The sequence below is a fragment of the Nocardia gamkensis NBRC 108242 genome, from assembly GCF_001612985.1.
GTDB lineage: Bacteria > Actinomycetota > Actinomycetes > Mycobacteriales > Mycobacteriaceae > Nocardia > Nocardia gamkensis.
Map to the genome: position 1 here is coordinate 181,802 of NZ_BDBM01000010.1, position 20,565 is coordinate 202,366.

General features: G+C 66.0%; 19 protein-coding genes and 4 pseudogenes. 8 read left to right on the forward strand and 15 right to left on the reverse strand.

Features of this window, described 5'->3' with window-relative positions:
* Positions 1 to 383 precede the first annotated feature (383 nt).
* A complete protein-coding gene (locus NG1_RS11870) occupies positions 384 to 2,075 on the reverse strand; it encodes a 4Fe-4S binding protein (protein WP_062970095.1) in 1,692 nt (563 codons plus the stop codon).
* 321 nt (positions 2,076 to 2,396) lie between these two features.
* Between NG1_RS11870 and NG1_RS11875 the strand changes: the two genes are divergently transcribed.
* The 6 genes and pseudogenes from NG1_RS11875 to NG1_RS35435 form a co-directional block, all read left to right on the forward strand.
* Complete coding sequence (locus tag NG1_RS11875) at positions 2,397 to 3,245, forward strand: SDR family oxidoreductase (protein WP_062970124.1); 849 nt, start codon at positions 2,397 to 2,399, stop codon at positions 3,243 to 3,245.
* 52 nt (positions 3,246 to 3,297) lie between these two features.
* Positions 3,298 to 4,098 carry an enoyl-CoA hydratase/isomerase family protein gene (locus NG1_RS11880; protein ID WP_062970125.1) on the forward strand — a complete coding sequence of 267 codons (801 nt, stop codon included), beginning with the start codon at positions 3,298 to 3,300 and terminating at the stop codon, positions 4,096 to 4,098.
* Between the two features lie 649 nt (positions 4,099 to 4,747).
* A complete protein-coding gene (locus tag NG1_RS11885; RefSeq protein ID WP_062970096.1) occupies positions 4,748 to 5,140 on the forward strand; it encodes a pyridoxamine 5'-phosphate oxidase family protein in 393 nt (130 codons plus the stop codon).
* Positions 5,141 to 5,370: 230 nt separating this feature from the next.
* Positions 5,371 to 6,588, forward strand: coding sequence for an amidohydrolase family protein (locus NG1_RS11890; protein ID WP_062970126.1), 1,218 nt, complete (start codon positions 5,371 to 5,373; stop codon positions 6,586 to 6,588).
* 225 nt (positions 6,589 to 6,813) lie between these two features.
* Positions 6,814 to 7,301: pseudogene (locus NG1_RS11895) on the forward strand (ERCC4 domain-containing protein); the annotation flags it as partial.
* An 83-nt stretch (positions 7,302 to 7,384) separates the two neighbouring features.
* Positions 7,385 to 7,591: pseudogene (locus NG1_RS35435) on the forward strand (Tn3 family transposase); the annotation flags it as partial.
* Between the two features lie 95 nt (positions 7,592 to 7,686).
* Here the strand turns inward: NG1_RS35435 and NG1_RS11900 are convergent.
* From NG1_RS11900 to NG1_RS11915, 4 genes are all read right to left on the reverse strand, one after another.
* Complete coding sequence (locus NG1_RS11900) at positions 7,687 to 8,775, reverse strand: PDR/VanB family oxidoreductase (RefSeq protein ID WP_062970097.1); 1,089 nt, start codon at positions 8,773 to 8,775, stop codon at positions 7,687 to 7,689.
* 26 nt (positions 8,776 to 8,801) lie between these two features.
* Complete coding sequence (locus NG1_RS11905; RefSeq protein ID WP_157113998.1) at positions 8,802 to 9,671, reverse strand: metal-dependent hydrolase; 870 nt, start codon at positions 9,669 to 9,671, stop codon at positions 8,802 to 8,804.
* Complete coding sequence (locus NG1_RS11910; protein ID WP_084498857.1) at positions 9,671 to 10,663, reverse strand: alpha/beta fold hydrolase; 993 nt, start codon at positions 10,661 to 10,663, stop codon at positions 9,671 to 9,673. The genes NG1_RS11905 and NG1_RS11910 overlap by 1 nt, the downstream gene beginning before the upstream one ends.
* A gap of 66 nt (positions 10,664 to 10,729) precedes the next feature.
* Positions 10,730 to 12,451, reverse strand: coding sequence for a phytoene desaturase family protein (locus NG1_RS11915; protein WP_062970099.1), 1,722 nt, complete (start codon positions 12,449 to 12,451; stop codon positions 10,730 to 10,732).
* A 104-nt stretch (positions 12,452 to 12,555) separates the two neighbouring features.
* Between NG1_RS11915 and NG1_RS11920 the strand changes: the two genes are divergently transcribed.
* On the forward strand, positions 12,556 to 13,152 hold the full coding sequence (locus tag NG1_RS11920) for a TetR/AcrR family transcriptional regulator (RefSeq protein WP_168434076.1): 597 nt from the start codon (positions 12,556 to 12,558) through the stop codon (positions 13,150 to 13,152).
* 192 nt (positions 13,153 to 13,344) lie between these two features.
* On the opposite strand, the gene NG1_RS11925 is transcribed toward NG1_RS11920, so the two are convergent.
* The 4 genes from NG1_RS11925 to NG1_RS36625 form a co-directional block, all read right to left on the reverse strand.
* A complete protein-coding gene (locus NG1_RS11925; RefSeq protein ID WP_062970101.1) occupies positions 13,345 to 14,091 on the reverse strand; it encodes an SDR family NAD(P)-dependent oxidoreductase in 747 nt (248 codons plus the stop codon).
* Positions 14,092 to 14,420: 329 nt separating this feature from the next.
* Positions 14,421 to 14,792 (reverse strand): DoxX family protein, encoded by a 372-nt coding sequence (locus tag NG1_RS11930; RefSeq protein ID WP_062970102.1) that lies wholly within the window; start codon positions 14,790 to 14,792, stop codon positions 14,421 to 14,423.
* Between the two features lie 83 nt (positions 14,793 to 14,875).
* Entirely contained in the window at positions 14,876 to 15,550 is a 675-nt protein-coding gene (locus tag NG1_RS11935; protein WP_062970103.1) for an SDR family NAD(P)-dependent oxidoreductase, read from the reverse strand.
* Between the two features lie 44 nt (positions 15,551 to 15,594).
* Entirely contained in the window at positions 15,595 to 15,765 is a 171-nt protein-coding gene (locus tag NG1_RS36625; protein ID WP_157113999.1) for a hypothetical protein, read from the reverse strand.
* A gap of 207 nt (positions 15,766 to 15,972) precedes the next feature.
* Between NG1_RS36625 and NG1_RS11940 the strand changes: the two genes are divergently transcribed.
* Positions 15,973 to 16,671, forward strand: coding sequence for a TetR/AcrR family transcriptional regulator (locus NG1_RS11940; protein WP_062970104.1), 699 nt, complete (start codon positions 15,973 to 15,975; stop codon positions 16,669 to 16,671).
* Here the strand turns inward: NG1_RS11940 and NG1_RS36630 are convergent.
* The 6 genes and pseudogenes from NG1_RS36630 to NG1_RS11960 all read right to left on the reverse strand — a co-directional run.
* Positions 16,605 to 17,117 carry a hypothetical protein gene (locus NG1_RS36630; RefSeq protein ID WP_157114000.1) on the reverse strand — a complete coding sequence of 171 codons (513 nt, stop codon included), beginning with the start codon at positions 17,115 to 17,117 and terminating at the stop codon, positions 16,605 to 16,607. The two genes, NG1_RS11940 and NG1_RS36630, sit on opposite strands and share 67 nt — an antisense overlap.
* Before the next feature lie 324 nt (positions 17,118 to 17,441).
* Positions 17,442 to 17,650: pseudogene (locus NG1_RS39030) on the reverse strand (Tn3 family transposase); the annotation flags it as partial.
* Between the two features lie 211 nt (positions 17,651 to 17,861).
* Entirely contained in the window at positions 17,862 to 18,752 is an 891-nt protein-coding gene (locus NG1_RS11945) for a bifunctional helix-turn-helix transcriptional regulator/GNAT family N-acetyltransferase (protein WP_062970128.1), read from the reverse strand.
* A 118-nt stretch (positions 18,753 to 18,870) separates the two neighbouring features.
* Positions 18,871 to 19,479 (reverse strand): class I SAM-dependent methyltransferase, encoded by a 609-nt coding sequence (locus NG1_RS37825; protein WP_210750091.1) that lies wholly within the window; start codon positions 19,477 to 19,479, stop codon positions 18,871 to 18,873.
* A pseudogene (locus NG1_RS37830) lies at positions 19,473 to 20,074 on the reverse strand (ISL3 family transposase); the annotation flags it as partial. The gene NG1_RS37825 and the pseudogene NG1_RS37830, both read right to left, overlap by 7 nt.
* A 71-nt stretch (positions 20,075 to 20,145) precedes the next feature.
* Positions 20,146 to 20,565 (reverse strand): transposase (locus NG1_RS11960; RefSeq protein ID WP_174554911.1); only part of this gene is annotated, 420 nt, incomplete at its 5' end.

Sequence of the window (20,565 nt, forward strand, 5' to 3'; positions counted from 1 at the left end):
GGGCGGCATCGAGCCGACAGCGGAACCGCTATGGCACAACCGTGACGCGCGGCCCGGACCGGAGGTGTCCGCGCGTGGTGAACGTGCGGCACGCTGGTGGGAGGACGGTTCGTCCACACGGCCCGCCGACGCCCCCAGACCGGGGGCCGTCGGCGGGCCGACTCATGTCTCGGTTCGCGACAGCCTCGAATATTTCGAGAAGTGTCCACGCTGTCGCTATCCGGCACAGGCATGGGTGATCACAAGGACGTTCGACGACGGCCGCGTCGAGACGACCACCTTTGTCACCTGCGCCCTGCCCTGCGGGTGGCGCGACACGTCGCATCCCGGCACCGCGGAAGCCGGATGACCGCCGCTGCGAACTTCGCAGCGGCGGTCCCGGTTCAGGACCCGGTGTCGGCCGCCCCGGCCGTCGCGGCCGCCAGCAAGGCTTCGCGGGTGGTGAATTTGACCCTGGATCTGCCGCCCGCCTTACCGGCGATCTTCTCGGCCTGGTCGATGGCTTTCCAGCCGTCACGGTCGACGCGGTCGGGTTGGCGCCGGCCGATCAGGGTCTCGAGTGCGGCCCGGTCGCCGGTCGGGGCGGTGAGTCGGCCTGCGATGAAGTCGGCGATGAGGTTTTCGACGGTTTCCGCGGAGTCGACGCGATTGGTTCCGATGACGCCGCGAGGTCCGCGTTTGATCCAGCCGCTGACATACACCCCCCGCGCCGTGGCGCCATCAGCGCCGATGACGCGGCCGTGTTCGTTGGGCACCACGCCGCGGTGTTCATCGAACGGCAGATCCGCCACTGCGGCGCCCTTGTAGCCGATCGAGCGCAACACCAAGCCGGTGTCGAGGGTTTCGGTGCGGTCGGTGGCGCGTGCGAGGAGTCGCCCATCTTGTTCGACCAGTTCGTTGTGCACGAGTTCGACCGATTCGACCTTCTCACCGCCGCGCACCGCGGTGGGGGAGGTCAGGTAGCGGAACACGACGCGCTTGTTGCCCGAATCGCGGCGACCGCGGGAGTATTCCTCGGCCAAGGTGTACTTCAACTTCTGTGACGGTTCGATTTCGGGATCATCGAGCAGAGCACGGCCGACGTGGTCGAGTCGCAGATCGGCTTCGTCGACGATCACGTCGACGCCCTCCAGATACCGCAGCGCGAGGAACTCCGGGCTGGTGTAAGCGGCCTGCAACGGCCCACGCCGTCCCAGGACGACGACCTCCCGAATATTGCTGTGGCGCAGTGCCTCGAGCGCGTGATCGGCGATATCGGACTCGGCCAGCTCGTCGGGCTCCACGGTGAGTATCCGCGCCACGTCCAGGGCGACGTTGCCGTTGCCGACGATCACCGCACGCTCACCCGACAGATCGAACACCCGCTCGGCGTAGTCGGGATGACCGTTGTACCAAGCGACGAACTCCGTCGCCGAATGCGAGCCGGGCAGATCCTCCCCGGGCACACCCATCCTGCGGTCACTCGACGCGCCGACCGCGTAGAGCACGGCGTGGTGGTGAGCCAGCAATTGCTCATGAGAAATGTGGGATCCTACCTCGACATTGAGGTGGCATCGCAACGCATCGCGGCCGAACGCCGACTCGAACAACCGCGACACTGCCTTGGTTTCCGGATGATCCGGGGCCACACCCGCGCGGACCAGACCCCAGGGTGTCGGTAACCGGTCGAACATCTCGACTTCCACATCGCAACGCCGTAGGAGCTCGTCGGCGGCGTAACACGCCGCCGGACCCGCCCCGACGATCGCGACCCGCAACGTGCCCAGATCCGCGGGCGGACGTGTCGGCCTCGTGGTCGGCCCGAAGTCCGATTGCAGCGGATGCCGCTGGAAGTAGGCGGCGTTGATATCACGGAACCGTGCCAGCGAAGCGGTCAGATCGTCTTCGGAGAAAATGGCCTCCACCGGGCACGCGTCCGCGCACGCACCACAATCTATGCAGGTATCCGGGTCGATGTAGAGCATCTCGGTCGTCGCGAACTCCGGCTGATCCGGACGGGGACGAATGCAATCGACCGGGCACTCGGACACACAGGTGGAGTCGTTGCAACAACGCTGCGTGATTACGTAGGCCATGGGTTCTACCCCTCTGGAGTGTGCGATGCCCGGCTGTATCGCCGATGCGTGGGCGTGCCTTCGGCGGCCCGGGGCGAGCCCGGCTGCGGAGAAGGTATACTGTAATACTTACAGTAGTCTCGCGCTGCTCGGCGGTGCCGCTGCGCGGATCATGTCGATGATGATACTGTAATGCCAACTAGATGGCAGTTGGGTCCTCCCTCGCCCGCGGCTGCGTGCGGCTTTCGGCCCCGATGCGTCGCGGACATGCTCTGCTGCGGTGCGCTTTCGCCCGGAGGCGGGGAGGTCGATCCGGGGCCGAACGAACAGGAAGGCAGATTGATGCCGGAAGACGCCGAGCCACTCGCGGGCAGAGTCATGATCATGTCGGGTGGCAGCCGAGGTATCGGGCTCAAGATCGCCAAGCGGGCGGCCGCGGACGGGGCGAGCATCACGCTCATCGCGAAGACGGATCAGCCGCATCCCAAATTGCCCGGGACCATTCACACCGCGGCCGAGGAAATCGAGCGAGCCGGCGGCGCGGTACTGAAGGTCGTCGGTGACGTGCGGGACGACGCGGCGGTCGCGGATGCGGTCGACCGGACGGTCGAACGCTTCGGTGGGATCGACATCGTGGTCAACAACGCTTCCGCGATCGATCTCTCGTCCACCGAGACGCTGTCGATGAAGTCCTACGACTTGATGCAGGACATCAATTGTCGCGGTAGCTTTCTGCTGTCGAAGCTCTCCATCCCGGCGCTGAAGGCTTCGGCGCTGGCCGAGCGCAACCCGCATATCCTGACCCTGTCGCCACCCTTGAACCTCGAACCGCACTGGGCCGGAGCGCATCTCGGCTACACCATCGCCAAATACGGCATGTCGCTGACCACGCTGGGCCTGGCCGAGGAACTACGGTCCCACGGCATCGGGGTCAACTCGCTGTGGCCGCGAACAACGATCGCCACGGCGGCGATCCGGAACCGGCCCGGTGGTGAGAAGCGGATAGCCACCTCGCGCACCCCGGACATCTGCGCTGACGCCGCCTATCTCGTGCTCACCTCGCCGGCCGAACGCACGACCGGAAACTTCCTCATCGATGAGGAAGTGCTGGCCGAGCACGGGATCACCGAGCTGGACCGGTATCGGGCGGTCCCGGGAGCGGAGCCGCTCACCGTGGATCTGTTCCTGTAGATCCGGCCCTGATGGCGGGAGTTTCGACGCGATGGTATTGGAGCCCGAAGAGATGACAGAAGATCTGGTGCTGCAGCAGTTGCGGCGTGGCGGAGTGTGCACGTTGACGTTGCATCGCCCCCATCGCAAGAACGCGATCAATATCGATCTGTGGATCGCGCTGCGCGACGCGTTGGATGCGATCGCACACGATCCCACCGTGCGGGCGGTTGTCCTCACCGGCGCGGGCGGGGCCTTCTGCTCGGGTGCCGATGTCGTCGACAGCGATCCGTACGCCGCGCCGTTCGTGAAACTGCAAGCTATTTCGGAGGTCGCCCAGCGCCTGCACGACCTGCCGGTGCCGACTGTCGCCAAGGTCCGTGGCGTCGCGGTGGGGGCCGGATGGAATCTGGCGCTGGGATGCGATCTGGTGGTCGCCACGCCGGACGCGGTGTTCTCCCAGGTCTTCGCCCGCCGTGGGCTTTCGCTCGACTGCGGGGGTTCCTGGTTGCTGCCCAAGCTGGTCGGGGTGCAGCAAGCCAAGCGTCTGGCGCTACTGGCCGAAACGATCGACGCGGCCGAGGCGCTCGACCTCGGCCTGCTCACCTGGATCAGGTCCGACGAGGAGATCGACGACTTCGTAGACGATGTGGCGCAACGGCTGGCGGCAGGTCCTCCCGTCGCGGTCGCCCAGACCAAAGCGCTGCTCAACGAGGGCGTCGACCACACGATGCGCGAGGCGCTGGCCGGCGAGTCCCGCGCCCAGGCCATCAATTTCGCCACCGCCGATGTCCCGGAGGCGTACGCGGCTTTCGCCCAGAAACGAGAGGCGGCTTTCACCGGCGATTGGAACGTCCGTCGCCCCGAGGCGTGACCCGAGCAGCTGATGCGGCTCGCGTCATCAGCGAGCGTTTCGCCTGCCGGATGACGGAGCAGCACCCAGGGCCCGTTCGGCCAACGCGTACAACGCGAAGTCGTAGTACTCGATGAAGGTTCCGGCGAAGCCCGCGATTGCGGCATGACGTGATGCCGCCGGGATGCGTTCAGGGGACGGGCCGCGCGGTCCGGGGGATATAGCGGACGGACCTCGAGCCCGGGCTCCTTCGCGATCCGGCAACTGCTCATCTGCGGCAGAGCGGGCGAGCGTAGATCTCGACAAGCATACAGTAGCGGAGACGATATCCTGGGCCGCACTGACGGCAGCTCGATACAGTGGACGTTACCGTGTAGCATACTGTAACTGCCATGCATCGCCCCTTCCGCGGAGGACGAAGTGTGCGTGGTCGTGGATTCATGTCGAGCGGTCAGGTTCTTCGAGGAAAGGTCGGGTGTGACGCAGTGAAGGTCTTCGTATGCGGACGGATCGCCCAGCCCCTGCCTACCGACCGCTCTTGTGGATCCGGCCGATCGCCGGTCGTCGATGCCGTGCCGAAAGGGTGCTGCGGTGCCCGATCGGCTCGGCGGGTGACTCCGGCCGGTATGGCCTCGGTAAGTCTCACTGCGAACCAATGGTGGAGTCAGTCATGATCTCGAAAGTGCCCGCCGGATTCGAGGATCTGCTTCAGCGGCCCATTGTCGGCATTCTCGCCACCGTGACCCCGCACGGGTCTCCGGACCAGTCGCCGATGCGCTTCAAATGGGACGGGGCGCGGCTGCGGATGAGTCATACGATCCCGCGAGGCAAGTTCACGAGCTTGCAGGCGAATCCGAATTACTCCTTCCTCATCACCGACCCCGATGTGCCGTCCCGGAGTCTGGAGACGCAGGGATGGCTGGTCACTGTCCTCGGCGACCCCGAGGGCGTGTTCTATCGGGAGTTGAGCGAGTTCTACGACGCGGCCGACGAGCCGCTGCCCGACGACGTCTACGACCGGGTCGTCCTGCTTCTCGACGCCACCAAATTCATCGCGAAGTAGTCGTCGTGCGACTGTTCCGCCCTGCGTCCTGCCCGGTGCTGGAAGTGTGCATCGTCCTGACGGGTGCGCCACACTGGCGGAAAGTAATACCGAAAGGTATACAGTAAGTAATACTTGCAAGGCTTGGCGTGGTCTGCCCGGAGGCCTCCGCGGCGATGTCGCAGTCCGAGCACTCCGCCGCCTCGCCACGCGGACCGAATTCGGACAGTGTGTACCGAAAGGAACAGGAAATGACGAAGCTGGACTATCTGGCAGTCGACGTCGACAACCACTACTACGAAACGCTCGACGCGTTCACCCGTCATCTGCCGAAGGAGTTCAAGAGCCGGGGCGTGCAGATGGTCACCGCGGGCAAGCGCACGTTGGCGGTGATGGGTGGGCAGGTCAACCACTTCGTTCCGAACCCGACCTTCGACCCGATCATCGAGCCGGGCTGCCTGGATCTGCTGTTCCGCGGCGAGATTCCCGAGGGCGTGGACCCGGCGTCGTTGATGAAAGTGGACCGGCTCGCCGACCACCCGGAATATCAGAATCGCGACGCCCGCGTGCGAGTCATGGACCGGCAGAGCCTGGAGACGGTCTTCATGCTGCCGACCTTCGGCTGTGGTGTCGAGGAAGCCCTCAAGCACGACATCCCGGCCACGATCGCCTCGGTGCACGCGTTCAATCTCTGGCTCGATGAGGACTGGGGTTTCGATCGGCCCGACAAGCGCATCATCGCCGCGCCGATCATCTCTCTGGCCGACCCGGTCGCGGCGGTCGAGGAGGTGGAGTTCGTGCTCGGGCGTGGAGCCAAGATGGTGCTGGTCCGCCCCGCGCCCGTCCCCGGTCCGGTCCGTCCGCGGTCCCTCGGTGATCCGCTGCACGATCCGGTGTGGGCGCGGCTGGCCGAAGCGGGCGTGCCGGTGGGCTTCCACCTGTCCGACAGCGGATACCTCGCCATCGCCGCGCTGTGGGGCGGCAAGGGGACCTTCGAGGGCTTCGGCAAGAAGGATCCGCTCGATCAGATCCTGCTCGACGACCGCGCCATTCACGACACCATCGCCTCGATGATCGTGCACCAGGTGTTCACGCGGCACCCCACCCTGAAGGTGGCCAGCATCGAGAACGGCTCCTACTTCGTCTACCGCTTGATCAAGCGTTTGAAGAAGGCCGCCAACACCGCGCCCTACCACTTCAAGGAGGACCCGGTGGAGCAGCTGCGGAACAACGTCTGGATCGCGCCATACTACGAGGACGACGTCAAGCTGCTCGCCGAGACCATCGGCGTCGACAAGATCCTGTTCGGCTCGGATTGGCCGCACGGCGAGGGCCTCGCCGACCCGACCACCTTCACCGCCGACATCCCGCAGTTCCCCGAGTTCTCCTACGAGGACACGCGAAAGGTGATGCGCGACAACGCTCTGGACCTCATCGGTTCCCGGGTCCCTTCGCGCGCGTCCAGCTGAGGACCTGACCGGCGATCAACAGTTGCGAAGTGTCGGTGCGCGGGCCGGAGCGGTGACTCGGAAGGTGTTGATCGAGTACGGGTGCCGGTGATTCGACGCGGTGAGGTCTCCGGTAGTGGTGTTCAGCGACCAAGCAAGAACAGCACATACCGGAGACCTCGTGGCCAGCGGATCGGTCGCAGGGCCAGCAGATCGGGATGTCGCGGCTGCGATGGCTGGCGACCGGGCCGACTGATCGCCAGCGTCGAACGCAAGTCGCTGGCCGACCTCGTGTCCAGCCTCACCGGCGGCAAACTCCGCTACGCGATCGCCGACCTCGCCGCGCTACCGCGCGCCGCTGTCGTGGTCGAGGACCGATACTCGGCGTTGTCCAAGCTCGACCGCGTCCGGCCCGCCGTGATCGCCGATGGGCTCGCGGAACTGCAAATCCGCTGGCCGAACGTCCCTTTGGTGTTCTGCGAGACCCGGCAACTGGCCGAGGAATGGATCTACCGGTTCCTCGGAGCCGCCCCACCTGGGCACAGGCAGAACACGCGACCGTCGCCGGAATCGCACCTGACATCGGCGCCACCGACCTCGACCAGGCACCCACAGCGCCTGAGCCGTCCACCGCCGAAGTGCGCGCCTGGGCCCGCGCCAGCAACTTCACCGTCCCCGACCGCGGCGAGTTCCGACCTGAGATCTGGGACGCCTGGCGCACCGCACATCGATGAGTCGACCATCTGTCGCGGACGCGACCGCAAGCGAACTACCAGGCGAAACAGGCGAAATTCAAATTTTTACCCCAGATACGCTGTGGACCACAGAGTATTACGGGCTCGCCGTCGAACAGATGCGCCGACAAGGGCGGCGCATCGACGACGACGTTCTGGCACATATCTCGCCTGCCCACAGCGAGAACATCAACTTTTTCGGCGCGATCGAGGTCGACGTCGATGCCGAGCTCGCCCAGCTCGGGCCCACTGGCTACCGTCCGCTGCGTATTCGCGACACTCTGTTTTGACTACCTCGACGCAGGGCGCTGAGCGGATCGAGCCGGCGAACCACGGGCCGGGTCGACCGGTTGATCGATTCAGCTCGCTCGACTCTCGAGAAGAGTCACAGGTCGATGGTGATCGCGGCTGCTTGCGCACGGTCGGTGCAGATGAGCATCGTGTCCGATTCATCGAGGAAGGCCGATCGTCCACGGCGGTCGACCTCGCCGGCGAGGACCCGCACTCGGCAGGTGCCGCAAAAGCCTTGCCGGCAGGAGTAAGGCACGTCGGGCAGCGTCTCCCGCACGGCGTCGAGGGCTGATCTATCGGCCGGGACAGGGACGATCTCGGCGGTGCGGGCCAGGCGGATCTCGAACGGCGCTCCACCGACGACCGGTTCGGGGCCGAACCTCTCGAAATGCAAACCGGCCGCACCTGTGTGATCGAACTCGGTGCGGATACCGGACAGGAGTCCGGGCGGTCCGCAGAAGTAGACGGAGGTGCCGGGACCGGCATGTGCCAACAGCTCGGCGGGGGTGGGGCGTGTGCCGGTCAAGATCCGAACCCGGCCCGCATCGGAGTTGATCGCATCGATCTCGCCGAGGAAGGCCAGAGACTGGGCGCTACGACCGAGGTAGGTCAGGTGCCAGTCGACACCCGCTGCGGCCGCGGCACGCACCATGGGCAGGATCGGGGTGATGCCGATGCCCGCGGCGATGAACACGACCCGGGAGATGTCCGCCCGCGCCAGGTGCGGGTAGGCGAAGGGAAAGGCGTTTCGGGGGCCGCGCACGGTGACCGTTGCACCGGAGGGCAGTCGATCGTGGATCTCGATCGAGGCGCCGCCGCCGTCGGGTATCCGGCGGACCGCGACCCGGTAGCTTCCGCTCTCGGCGGGATCGCCGCAGAGCGAGTACTGCCGAACCTTCCCTGATGGCAGCGTCAGATCGATGTGCGCGCCCGGATCCCACGACGGCAGAGCGGATCCGTCCGCGGATTCCAGACGCAGGCTCGACACTCCCTCGGCCTCCACGCGGTTTTCCGCCACGACGAGGCGCAGCTCTCGATCGATCGGGGTGGGATCGGGGATGGGTACCCGGGTGAACAGGGCGGCGTATCCACGTACCGCGCCACGCAACCCCGACATCAGTCGGTCGGGGTTGCCTGGTCGGCGCAGCGAGGGCGGGACCGGCGGCGGGCTGAATCGGGTCATGAGCGGACTCCAGTGCGATGACGGGTTCAGGCTGCGGCGCGCGCGGCGGGAGAGGAGGCGAGGTAGGCGACTGCTTGGCTGGTCGAACCGTAGTGGGAAGGGTGGTAGCCGGGCCGGAAGTACTCGACGAACATCCTGGCCAGGCTCCACGGGCTCGGCATCAGGCCCTTGCGCCAGGCGCGTCGCACGTCACGGAACCGGATGCGCCGATCTTTCGGGTCGAGTTCGGGATCGACGGACATCAGGTATCGGATGCCGCGGGCCCACAGAATCGCGAGTGTGGGCGCGGAGATCAACCACGCGCGCACTCGGCGCGGGTAGCCGCCGTCGAGGTGGGTGAAGAGGTCGAACGCGACATGCCGGTGTTCGACCTCCTCGGCCAGGTGCCACCGGAACAGGTCGAGCACTTGCGGGTCGAGGGCGTCATCCCAGGCGCGGGCGTTGAGTCCCCAGTCCCCGAGGTAGGAGGTGAAGTGTTCCAGGGCCGCCACGATGGCGACACGTTCCAGCAGCCAGGAATGGGCTCGGCGGCCGGCCAGGTTGCGATCCCCGAGCAGATGTCGAAAGAACCACTGGATCTGCGCGATGAACGGATCTGTATCGAGTCCAATGGAATTGAGGTGTATGAGCAGTGATTGGTGTGAGGAGGAGTGCGTGGCTTCCTGGCCGATGAACCCGATCACGTCCTCACGCACAGCCTCGTCTTGGATCAGCGGCAGTACTTGCCGAAAGACATCGACGAAGAACACCTCGCCCTCCGGCAGGAGCATGTTCATCCCGTTCGCGTAGTGAGTGGCGAACGCGTCGGAGTCGAAGTAGTGCATCGGTAGCCCGGTCCAGTCCCAGGACACGTTGCGGGCGGCGAGGGCGACTTTGTCGGTGTCGTGAGTGGTCATCATACTTCTCCAATCTGATTCGGCCGCGCGCTCTCGGTGAGGAAGGAACGGACGCGGTCGGCGATGACGGCCGGGTTGAATGCCGGCACCCAGTGCCCACCCTCGACATGGTGGACTTGTGAATCGACTGCCCAGCGGCTGATGTCGATTTGGCTTGCGGGGGTGATGAAGATGTCTCGCCGAGGGGCCAAGACTTGTACTGGTATGTCGGTGTGACGTTGCTGCGGGCGCAGCAGACGCGGGAGCAAGTTCGCGGTGTAGATCTTCAGACCGCCGCGATTGTCGCGGGCACGGCGCGCCGGGCCGTGGGTGGGGCGGGAGCCTGTTTCGAAGTGCGCGGCCAGCGCGATCGTGCCGTCGACCAGACCCAGTCGGCAAGCCAGTGGGGCGATCCAGGGGATTTGGAAGAATCCCATGTAGAGCGGTGATTTCCACTGTCCCGCCAGGTCTTTCCAGCCACGGGCGCCCGCGGCGAGCCGGGACCGGATCCAGTAGGGCACGTGATCGAGGCACGGCCCCGACACCGAGGTCAGTGACGCTATGCGGTGCCGGTGTTCCGGCGCGGTGGCGGCGTGCCAGGCCTGCACCGAGCCCCAGTCGTGTCCCAGGAGATGCACCGGCTGCCCCGGCGAGACCGCGTCGATGACCCGGCCGATGTCGTCGGCGAGCTGATCGAGGCGATAGTCCCTGATCCGTCGTGGTTTTGCGGACGCACCCGAACCTCGCACATCGAATGTGACCACGCGCAACGTCGGTACGAGTTCGTCCGCCACTCCGTCCCAGACTCGGTGATCATCGGGAAACCCGTGCACGCACAGCACCGTTGGTGCGTCGGCGTTGCCGCGCACCTGCACCGCCAGCCGTACGCCGTCGGAGGCATCGACGTATCGACGTATCACGCTGTCCTCACCCGAAAGCGTCGCGAAGTCCGCGTTGGCCGAGTTGCGTCTGCCGGTGCGGCTCGCACGAGCCTGGGCGTTCGATCGCGTCATGTGAGATTCCTCCATCGGTGCCTGCGGCCGAATTCGAGTTCGGCCGCCGCGGCCCTCGGTATACGGTCAGTTGCTCTTGTTCGTGACGCGGGCCTTCTGACCGCGCAGCGTGGTGTCAGTGGCGACGGCCAGCGGATCCCATCCCTTGTCGTGTGCGGGGAGTTGGTCGGCGGCGCCGAATACACGGCCGTTGCGGATCTCGGCGAACAGGTTGCGGCGCAGTACCGCACCGGCGGCTCCGACGCCGGACAACATGACCCCCTCCACGCCCGGACCCCAGCCCATGCTCGCCCCGGCCAGGAACAGCCCCGGAATTTCGGTCTTGGGGGACGGGCGCAAAGGCCCGATCTGGCGCAGGTTCATCTCGATGCCGTAGGAGCCGCCTCCGCTGGAGTGGGTGTAGCGCTCCTGGGTGATCGGCGTGCCCGCCTCCTGCCACACGATGTGTTCGCGCAGGTCCGGGATGACATCGGCGGCAAGGTCGATCATGATCTCGGTGACCGCGTCCTTGACCGCCAGATAGTTCGGGTTGTCGCGGTATTTCGCGCCTTCGACCGGGCCGTCCGCGCCCAGTCCCCACAGGTCGTGGTCCGGCGGCAGGTAGGTCATGATCTCGATGATCGAATGCCCGGCCGGGGCGAGGGCGGTGTCCTGATCCTTGTTGGTGGCGATGTGGATCATCGCCCCGGCGTTCTCGCGCAGGATCTCGAGCCAGCGCTCACAGTTGCGTCCGGCGCGCTCCCAGCTGATGGCTTTCTGCATGGGCCCGAAGTCCGCGTCGGCGCGGAACTTCCAGATCTGGCTGCTGGTCATGGTTTTCGACAGATCGACATCCAGACCGAGGTAGGTGTTGAACAGCGGCCACGCCATCGAGTAGCTCGCGACCAGCTTGCGCTTGAGCGGGGACATCACGGCCGGGTCGAGCATTTCGAGGTAGGTGCGTTTGAGGTCGGCGTTGGACACCACGACCGATGCGGTGATGACCTCACCGTCGGCGAGCGCGACCCCGCGCACGCGGCCGTCGTCCACGAGGATTTCGCGGACTCGGGCGTTGAGGCGGAAATCGCCGCCGTTGGCACGGACGACCTCGGCGAGGGTGGCCGAAAGTACCTGTCCCCCACCGACCGGGAAGTAGGCGCCGCCCTCGACGTAGTTCTTCAGGAATCCGGCTTGCACGATCGCCGGCGCGCGGTTCGCGGGTGCGGCGTAGGCGGGGGTCTGTCCGCACAGCACCGGGCGCGGCGCGGGACCGACTCCACACAGATCCAGCAGTCGCGACAGCGGCAACATCGCCAACGGCGCCGCCCACCCCGCGCGCAGCGCCATGGTGGCCATGCCGCGCGTGGAGGCCGGCGTGGTGGCACGGTCCACCGCGTCGGCGAGCTTGCGAATGACACGCACATACCGGCGCAGTGCCGCGGCATCGTCAGGGAAAGTTTCGATCAGCCTGTCGCGGTAAGTATTCCAGCCACGAGGGACCTTGAACGTCACCGACGGGAACGCCAGCACGTCGAACCCGTCCGGGTCGATCTCACGGAACTCGATGTGCTTGTCCGCGCCCACACCGCGCAGGATCGTGGGGATGTTGCCCTCGGGACGCCCGCAGTCTCCGAGATAGTGCACACCCACTTCGAACTCGTAACCCTTGCGGCGGAACACATGTGTGCACCCGCCCAGTACATCGCCCTGTTCCAGCACGAGTGTGCGGCGCCCGGCCGCGGCCAGATACGCGGCCGCGGTCATGCCGCCCATTCCGCTGCCGACGACGATCGCGTCCCAGTCCTGCATGTCGCATGAAACCCTTCGCCTCGATTCGAGCCCGCATAGACCGACTGGTCTATGCGGTACGAGAGGTTACACCAACATAGACCGGTCGGTCTATGATGGGCCGTGTGACGGAGACCCAGGTGAAGGAGAAAGGGCCCCGCGAGCGACTACTGCTCAGCGCGATCGCCCTGATGTGTGAGCGCGGCGTGCACGCGACAGGACTGACCGATCTGCTCGCACACAGCCACACCGCGCGCCAATCGATCTACCAGCACTTCCCCGGCGGCAAGAGCGAGTTGATGGAGCAGGCCACCTACGCGGCCGGGCGCACCATCAACGCGCTGCTGGACGAACTGCTGGCCATGCATCCTCCGGCTGCCGGGATCGAGGCGATGATCGACTACTGGCAACAGGTCCTCACCGGCAGCAACTACGCGATGGGCTGCCCCATCATGGCCGCCGCACAGGCCGGCCCGAACGAACCTGCCGTGCAAGCAGCCTCCGCCGCGACCTTCGCGTCCTGGATCGACAAAATCGCCGACGCCCTGACCTCCGCCGGCGCGGACCCCACAGCCGCGAAACCCGTCGCGAGCATGCTTGTCAGCGCGGTCGAGGGAGCGATAGCTCAAAGCCGCGGTGCCCGATCTATCCAACCCCTGGACGACGTCCGCATCGCGATGACCAGACTCATCGAATCGACCGTGCCCCCACGACCCGACTAGCAACTACACCCCGGTTTCATGGCTCGGTTCGGATACGCGGACAGAAGGATGACTCCCAGATCGACGCACTCACCACGGCGGGCTGTGTAAAGATCTGACGGGGTTCAAGATCAATCTCCCTGGGAACTTCCTGCACATCCACTTCTCATACCCGAAGTTGAACGGTCGGGTCGTACGCGGTCGCGATGGCTGTCACCAGGGCAGTTGCTTGCCGTCCCGGAAGAAGAGGCCGGTGGGACCGCCGTCGGGGAGGGTGGCGGCCCAGACGATGCCTTTGGCGCTGTCGGCGACGGGGCGGGCAAACCCTTCTGGGCCGGGGTGCGTGGCAGTCATTCCGGGGCAGACGGAGTTGACGAGGATGTTGTCTCGCTCGAGCTCCTTCGCCATCTTGATCGTGAGTCCGTTGAGTGCCGCCTTGGTCAGGGCGTAGGAGGGTATCGGCATGTCGCCGAATCGGGCCATCGTGAATCCGGGGAAGTTGACCAGTCCGTGGTCTGGGTCCCAGAACGACCCTGCGCCGCTGGAGACGTTGACGATTCTGCCGTGGCCGCTGGTGACGAGGAGGGGAAGGAACTGCTGAGTGACGCTCCATGTGCCGACCACATTGGTCTGGAACTCGAGAAGCAGCTCGTCCATGTCCTTGTCCGCTACGTCGGCGGGGCCCACGAGCATTGCGGCGTTGTTCACCAGGACCTCCAGCTTCCCGAACTGCGTCTCGACCTGGGACTTGGCTGCCGCCGCACTGGCGGGGTCGAGCAGGTCCAGCTGGACGGTGGACGCGGCGATGCCCTGGCCGGTGAGTTCCGCGGCGAGGGGCTTCACCTGTTCGAGCCGCCGAGCGGACAGGATGACGTGGAATCCTTGGGCACCCAGTTGCCGGGCGGTTTCGAACCCCAGCCCCTCTCGTCTGCCGGATCCAGTGATGAGTGCGGTGCGCATTACTTTGTCCTTCGTCGTCTGGCTAGGTCGTTTCGCTGCAGGAACACCCCTCGTTGGCCCGATGTCGCCCCTGCTGCAGGAGCGTGACCGCCGCTCATCGTTCGCCGGCGGCTGCAAGTACCAGTTGCACGGGGCCGGGGGCCCAGGCATCGACGTTCACGAGGTCCGCCGGTGGGACCGAATCACCTGTGCGCCGATTTCGCGATCGAGGCCGGTGTAGCCAGCCGAACTGTTCGAAGTGGGGCCACTGAGCTCGTTTCGACCGGTCACGGCGAGTACCACGGTGATCAGGCGGACCGTCATGCGATGAGGGGGGAGAGGCCAGGTTGTCAGAAGGCGTAGGGTCCGAACCGGCCCCACACGATGAGCGCGGCGACGATGAGCAGGATCGCGTTGAACCCGATTGACTGCGGCTCCTTGCGGCGGGCGTGCAGGCCCATGGCAGGGACCATGATCACAGCCAGGCCGGTGGCGGCCAGCGGGGTGAGCACGGTGGCGATGTCGAATGCCCCCGGCAGAATCAGCCCGACAGCGCCGGCGAGTTCCGCTATGCCGATCAGACGCACCACGGGTGTCGAGACGTCACTGACCCACGGCAGCTGGGATATGAGCTTTTCGCGGGGCTGGGTGGCCTTGATGATGCCGGCGGCTGCAAACAGTGCGGCGAGGACGCCCTGCAGGATCCACAGGAACACGTTCATCAGCGCGGAAACCTTCTTCTTCGGTCGGGTCGCGGCGGGGAGTGCCGCGGCGGAAGGGGTTCGATGGGGAGGGCCGGGAGGCGTCAGAGGGTGAAGATGCGCTCGGCTTGATCGCGCTGGGTGTGCAGGTCCCAGTAGAGGGGGGCGATGTCCTCGGCCTCGGCGGTCGGGGCCCCGGGAGGGCCACCGCCGCCGATCCACACGCCGATGCCGACGTGGGCGGCCTGGATACCGGTGCCGGCCAGCTCCTTGTGCAGGTTGAGCACCCAGTTGCGCAGCGCCGCCTGGGCGGCGTTGACGTTGCCGAGCATCGGCTGGGGATCGATGGAGCCGCCACCGTTGGTGAACAGCAGGGTGCCCGCGCCGGCTTCACGCATAGCGGGGAGAACAGCCTGAGTGGCGGTGATGGCACCGTAGAGGTTGAAGCCCATCAGTTCCTCCACATCGGACGGGCTGGTCTGGGACGGGGCGGTGAGGGTCATGGACTCGATGCTCGGAGCCGGTGAGTACTCCAGGACGTCGATGCCGCCGAAGCGGGCGGCGGCGTCCTTCAGCGCCTGAGTCAGCGCGTCGCGGTCGAGCACGTCCGCCGGGAACGCGGCGGCGGTGATGCCCTCGGCGGTGAGTCGGCCCACGAGGTCGTCGAGTTTGGCCCGGTTGCGGGCGACGAGAGCGACGTCGTAGCCGCGGGAGCCGAAGGTGCGGGCGATGGCCAAGCCCATTCCGGGACCGGCTCCGACGATGGCAATGCTGGGCATGGTGGAAATCCTTTGCGTTACAGAGGGCTTGGGGTACGGGTGGATCAGGCGAGGGTGATCGCGATCTTGCCGAGGGCGCCGCCACCTAACGCGGCGAATACCTCGGTGCCACGCTCGAAGCCGAACTCGGCGTTCACCGGCACCGTGAGGGCACCGGCGGCGACCTGGGCGGCGAGGGCCGTCCGGGTGCCGGTGGCCGGGTTGGACCGGATCATGACGGTCCCCTCGTCTGCGGACTGCCGACTACTTGCTCGAACGTCGCAGCACGCATGATCACCACCTCCTCGGCATCGAGATCAGTCCGATATGGATAGGGCACTCCGGCTCGGCAGCAGTCTTATCTGGATAGCCCTATCCGGTTCCTCGCATCTACTGTAACACCAGAAATGGATAGGTCATTCCGGTTCGGTAGGCTAACTGTTATGAACGATCGCGCTCGCCCTGGCGATTACCCTGCCGCCCAGCCTCTGCGCAGCGATGCCGAGCGCAACCGCGCGCGGATCGCCGCTGCCGCGCGCACGGTGTTCAGGCGTGACGGCCTGAACGCTTCCATGGCTTCTGTCGCCCGCGAGGCGGGGGTGGGAATCGCCACCCTGTTCCGCCGATACCCGACGAAGGAGGAACTGGTCGCCGCGGTCTTCGCCGACCGGATGGACGCCTACGTCGACGCCGTCGGCGTCGCCCTCGACGACCCCGACCCCTGGCACGGTCTCGCGGGGTTCATCGAAACCGTCTGCGCGATGCAGGCCTCCGACTACGGCTTCGCTGATGTGCTGACCATGACCTTTCCCACAGCCAAGGCCTTGGAGGAGCGTCGAAACCAGGCGTACGAGGGTGCAGTTGAGCTCATCGGCCGCGCCAAGGCCACAGGGCGCCTGCGTGCGGACTTCACCCCCGAGGACCTGGTGTTGGTGCACATGGCCAACGCCGGTGTCGTCAATGCCACCGGCGACGCCGCTCCCGACGCCTGGAAACGCGTCGTCGCCCTGATGCTGCAGTCCTTCGAGGCCCCCGCCCGAGGCCCGCTGCCCGACCCGCCCGAGCCCCACGCCCTCTACAAGGCCATGCTCCGCGCCAGCCAGGCGTACTGCACCCCGCCGGGAACCGAAGAGGAGGGCTGAAAGGCCCCACGTGAGCCCGAATGCGCTTCATGATCGGGAGGGTACAGCGCCAGGAGCCGTTGCTCGGGTGCGGCGACAGCCAGTAGCCGGTCCCCGGCCTGGATGCGGAACGAGCGGCGGACCTCGGCGGGCAGGTGCAGATGATGTTGGGATGTCACCGCATAAGCGCCGTCACGGCACTCGGTCACGACGATCACCCCATCGGTCGTCTCGATCGCAAGAGCCTGATTTGGTTCCCAGCCAAGCTTTTTCAGTGGCGAGCTGTCCGATAGACGCCCGTTGCCGCCGATAGTGGTGACCGAGTAGTACATCGCCTGGGCGTGCTCGGGCACAGCGGGTGGCCCCGGCTTGCGGAACGGACGGAACACAGGCTGATGGGCAGCGACGGGACCGGACCCCTTCGAGCTCGCGCCACCGAACATTCCAGAATCGACTGGCCAGTTCACACGTCTCCTCGTTGGCCGAGATCATCGGATGATGAATACCCCACAGTGCAGCCTCCGACGGGCAGCGTTCCTTCCAGCATCCAGGCGCTCGACAGCCTGGTCGACCGATACAAACCTCGGTCCGCCCCATCCCCGAGCAGGCCGGATGCCGACGACAGCTTCCCGATTGCCCACACGTGTCCGGACTCGACTTCGACCACGCGAATAGGGCATCCATGCCCTAGATCAGGGCAGGAACGCACCGAACAGGTGCGAAAAGGCCACCCGAAGGTATAAAAAACGCGCATCCAGTGCATAGATGCACTAAATGCGCGTTTTTTCGTGTCCGGAGGGGAGCTGGCGGGCGATCCGGCGCCGATAGTCGGGATCCGACAAGTATTTCGCGGCGTAGACCGTTCTGCGCAAGGCCCGTACTCCTTCAACGCTGCGGCAAGGGAGTTCTGTCGCCCCGACGCGGACGGCTTGCCGACCAGAAGCGACGCGGTGGTGTGCCCGAATTTCAGCGATCCGGCCAACCTGAGCAGGTCGTCGTTGCGGTTGGTGTGGGAGCGGGCGGACGACGCTGGCAGCGACCGCGCCCAGCGGATCAGGGCCAGGCCAGGCGGCGACGGTGTTCCTGCGCCTACATCAGCTCGCCGCCGGGCAGGATAACCTGACCGCCGCGCGGGACGTGCTGATGTCGCACTACGACCACACTGTGCTGCTTGCAGAGTCGCAGCAGCGCGGTCGTTCGATTCGAGGTCCTTATTCGGACGGGGATGGGGTGATCCTCTTCTCGAGCCAGTGATGCGCGTAAACCTCCTTGTTGAAGGCTGCGACTTCCTCGAAGCCGCAGGAATGGTAGAGGTTGATGGCAGCCTTCAGCGCTTTGTTGGTGTCCAGGCGCAAGGTGTCGTACCCCCGCTGGGAGGCACGTCTTTCGAGTTCGGTGAGGAATCTGCGGCCGAGGCCGAGGTTGCGCACATGGGGCGCAACCCACATGCGTTTGATTTCGGGGGGCGCGCTGGTGGGGCATTTCAGTCCGGCGCACCCCACCGGCTCACCGTGGAGTCGAGCAACCAGGAAAAGACCTTGCGGTGGGCGCAATTCGCCGGCATCGGGTAGCTGGCTCCGCGCTGGATCGAAGCCGGTCTGGAAGAGCGTCTGCAGTTCGTTGTAATAGGACCGGAGACAGTATTCGGCGTCAGGGTGATCGGGATCGACCGGGTCCAGGCTGACCATGGTGGCAGTCAACAGTCGCTCCACCTCGGCCATGGCGCTCACCAGCCTGGTGCGCTGAGCGGGGTTTAGTGCTTCGAGCAGGTGACCGGCCAGATCGTCGCTGCGCCGATCGAGCAGGGCGCGCTCAGCGCGACCGGTGGGGGTGAGCCGAACTGTGCGGACCCGTCGGTCTTCGGGTTGTGGTTCTACGGTGATCAGGCCATCGGCTTGCATGGAGCGCAGTAGCCGGCTCGCATAGCCGGAATCGAGTCTCAACCGCGCCCGCAACCATCGCACATCCCGGCCGTGGTCTCCGATCTCCCACAGCAGTCGCGCTTCACCGATGGGGCGATCCAGGCCCAAATAGCGGTCGTGGAGCACACCCACGCATTCGGTGACGGTGCGGTTGAAACGTCGTACCTGATCGATCTGCATCTCGCCCACTTCTCTGACCTTAGTCAGAGAATGTGCACCCGCCAATCTCCTCTCAGCTGCTGCCGACTGGACGCAGGACGCTGATCACGGGAGTAACCTGCTCGCAGGTCAATGCGTGTTATTCGGAATCTCGGGCCAGATCGTCGTGACCGACTGTGCGCCAGACGTGTTCAGCGGTGAAATCGCGGATCACCCGATCGCCCTCGCGCACCACATAGCGCATGGTCCAGTGCTGGCAGTCGCTGCTCTCCGGTTCACCGGAGATGCGGACCTCGGCGTCCCGCGTCCCGATCCGCTGTTGGGCGATGGTCATCCGGGGCACGGGCATGGGGGTCGTCAAGGCCATGTATTCAACGACGACCGGTGCGGTCGACGTGAGGCGGGGCCGCAGCTGGGCCCAGAACGTCTGGCGCGCCTCGTAATCGAGATAGCCGATGACACCCATCAGGACTGCTGCGCCGATCCGGTCGGGGAGCGGGACGTTCTCCACCCGATCGGCGTGGACGGTGACCCGCTGCGCCGCGCCCGGATGGGCCAGGAGCCGGGAGACGAGCGCCGCTCGCATTCCAGCAGAGGGTTCCACGGCGTGGATGTCGATCCCGGACACAGTGTCGGCGATGGTAACGGTGGACAGGCCGCTGCCCGCGCCGATATCCAAGACGGGGTCGATGATCGGTTCCGCGCCCCGCAGCGCGGTGACGAGAACGTCGCGCTTGGCTTGGGCCAGGCCGTGCCAAAGATGCCACCGCATCCGACACTTGGATCGCTGCTGGCAGCGCCCGACGCACGGCCTGGGCGTAGGTGGTCGACCCGTCCCGCGCGACGATCTCGACGCCGGAGTGCTCGCGCAGCCAGTCGGCGAGGGTGTCGGCCTTGCGATCGGGCAGCACGTCGATACGAGCGTGGGTCTCGGCGTCGACCACGACGGTCGAATACCGGCGCCGGCGGCGCAACGCGAAATCGTCGACGCCGACCGCCTTCGGCACCAGCCGCGGCGGCAGCGGAATGCGCAGTAGGACGCGGATCGCGGTTTGCCGCGACAACCTGACCGGCAGCGCCGCCAGCAGCCGGACGCCGGCCCGCCGGGCCAGCTCCCGCACAACCGACCGGACCTGGCCGGTCAACCGGGCGGTGCGCCGCTGATTACGCTCCAGAACACCCGGCACCTGCTCACGAAACGTACTGCGGCAGCCCATGGTTGGGAAAACCAACCGCCGGACACGCACCCGCAGGACCACAGGGCGGCCGTCGAGCGGCACGTCCGCCACCGTACGCAGGTAGTACCCATGCACCCGTGCGGACTCGGCTCCGCAACCGGGGCAGATAACCGGACCGCCGGGTCAAGTCCGGGGGCGTGGTGTATTGGGCGGTCACTGCCTGATCCGGTTGTGCGTCAGGCGGTGAGGGCGGCTGGGGTGGTTTCCTCCTGTTCGTCGGTGTCGGTCAGCCCGCGGGAGCGGGCCAGGACGTCGAGTCCGAGGTAGCGGCGGCCTTCGATCCATTCATCGTGTTGTTCTGCCAGTACTGCTCCGACGAGGCGGATGATCGCGGTGCGGTCGGGGAATATGCCGACGACGTCGGTGCGGCGGCGGATCTCTTTGTTCAACCGTTCTTGGGGGTTGTTGGACCAGATCTGGCGCCAGATCTGTTTGGGAAAGGCGGTGAACGCGAGCAGAACAGCACGTGCGCCGTCGAGATGAGCGGCGACTCTCGGCAGTTTCTCGGTCAGGGCGTCGAGCATCCGATCATATCGGGCAGCAACCGATTCGGGGTCGGCTTGATCGAAGACCGAGTGCAGCAGGGTGCGGACCCA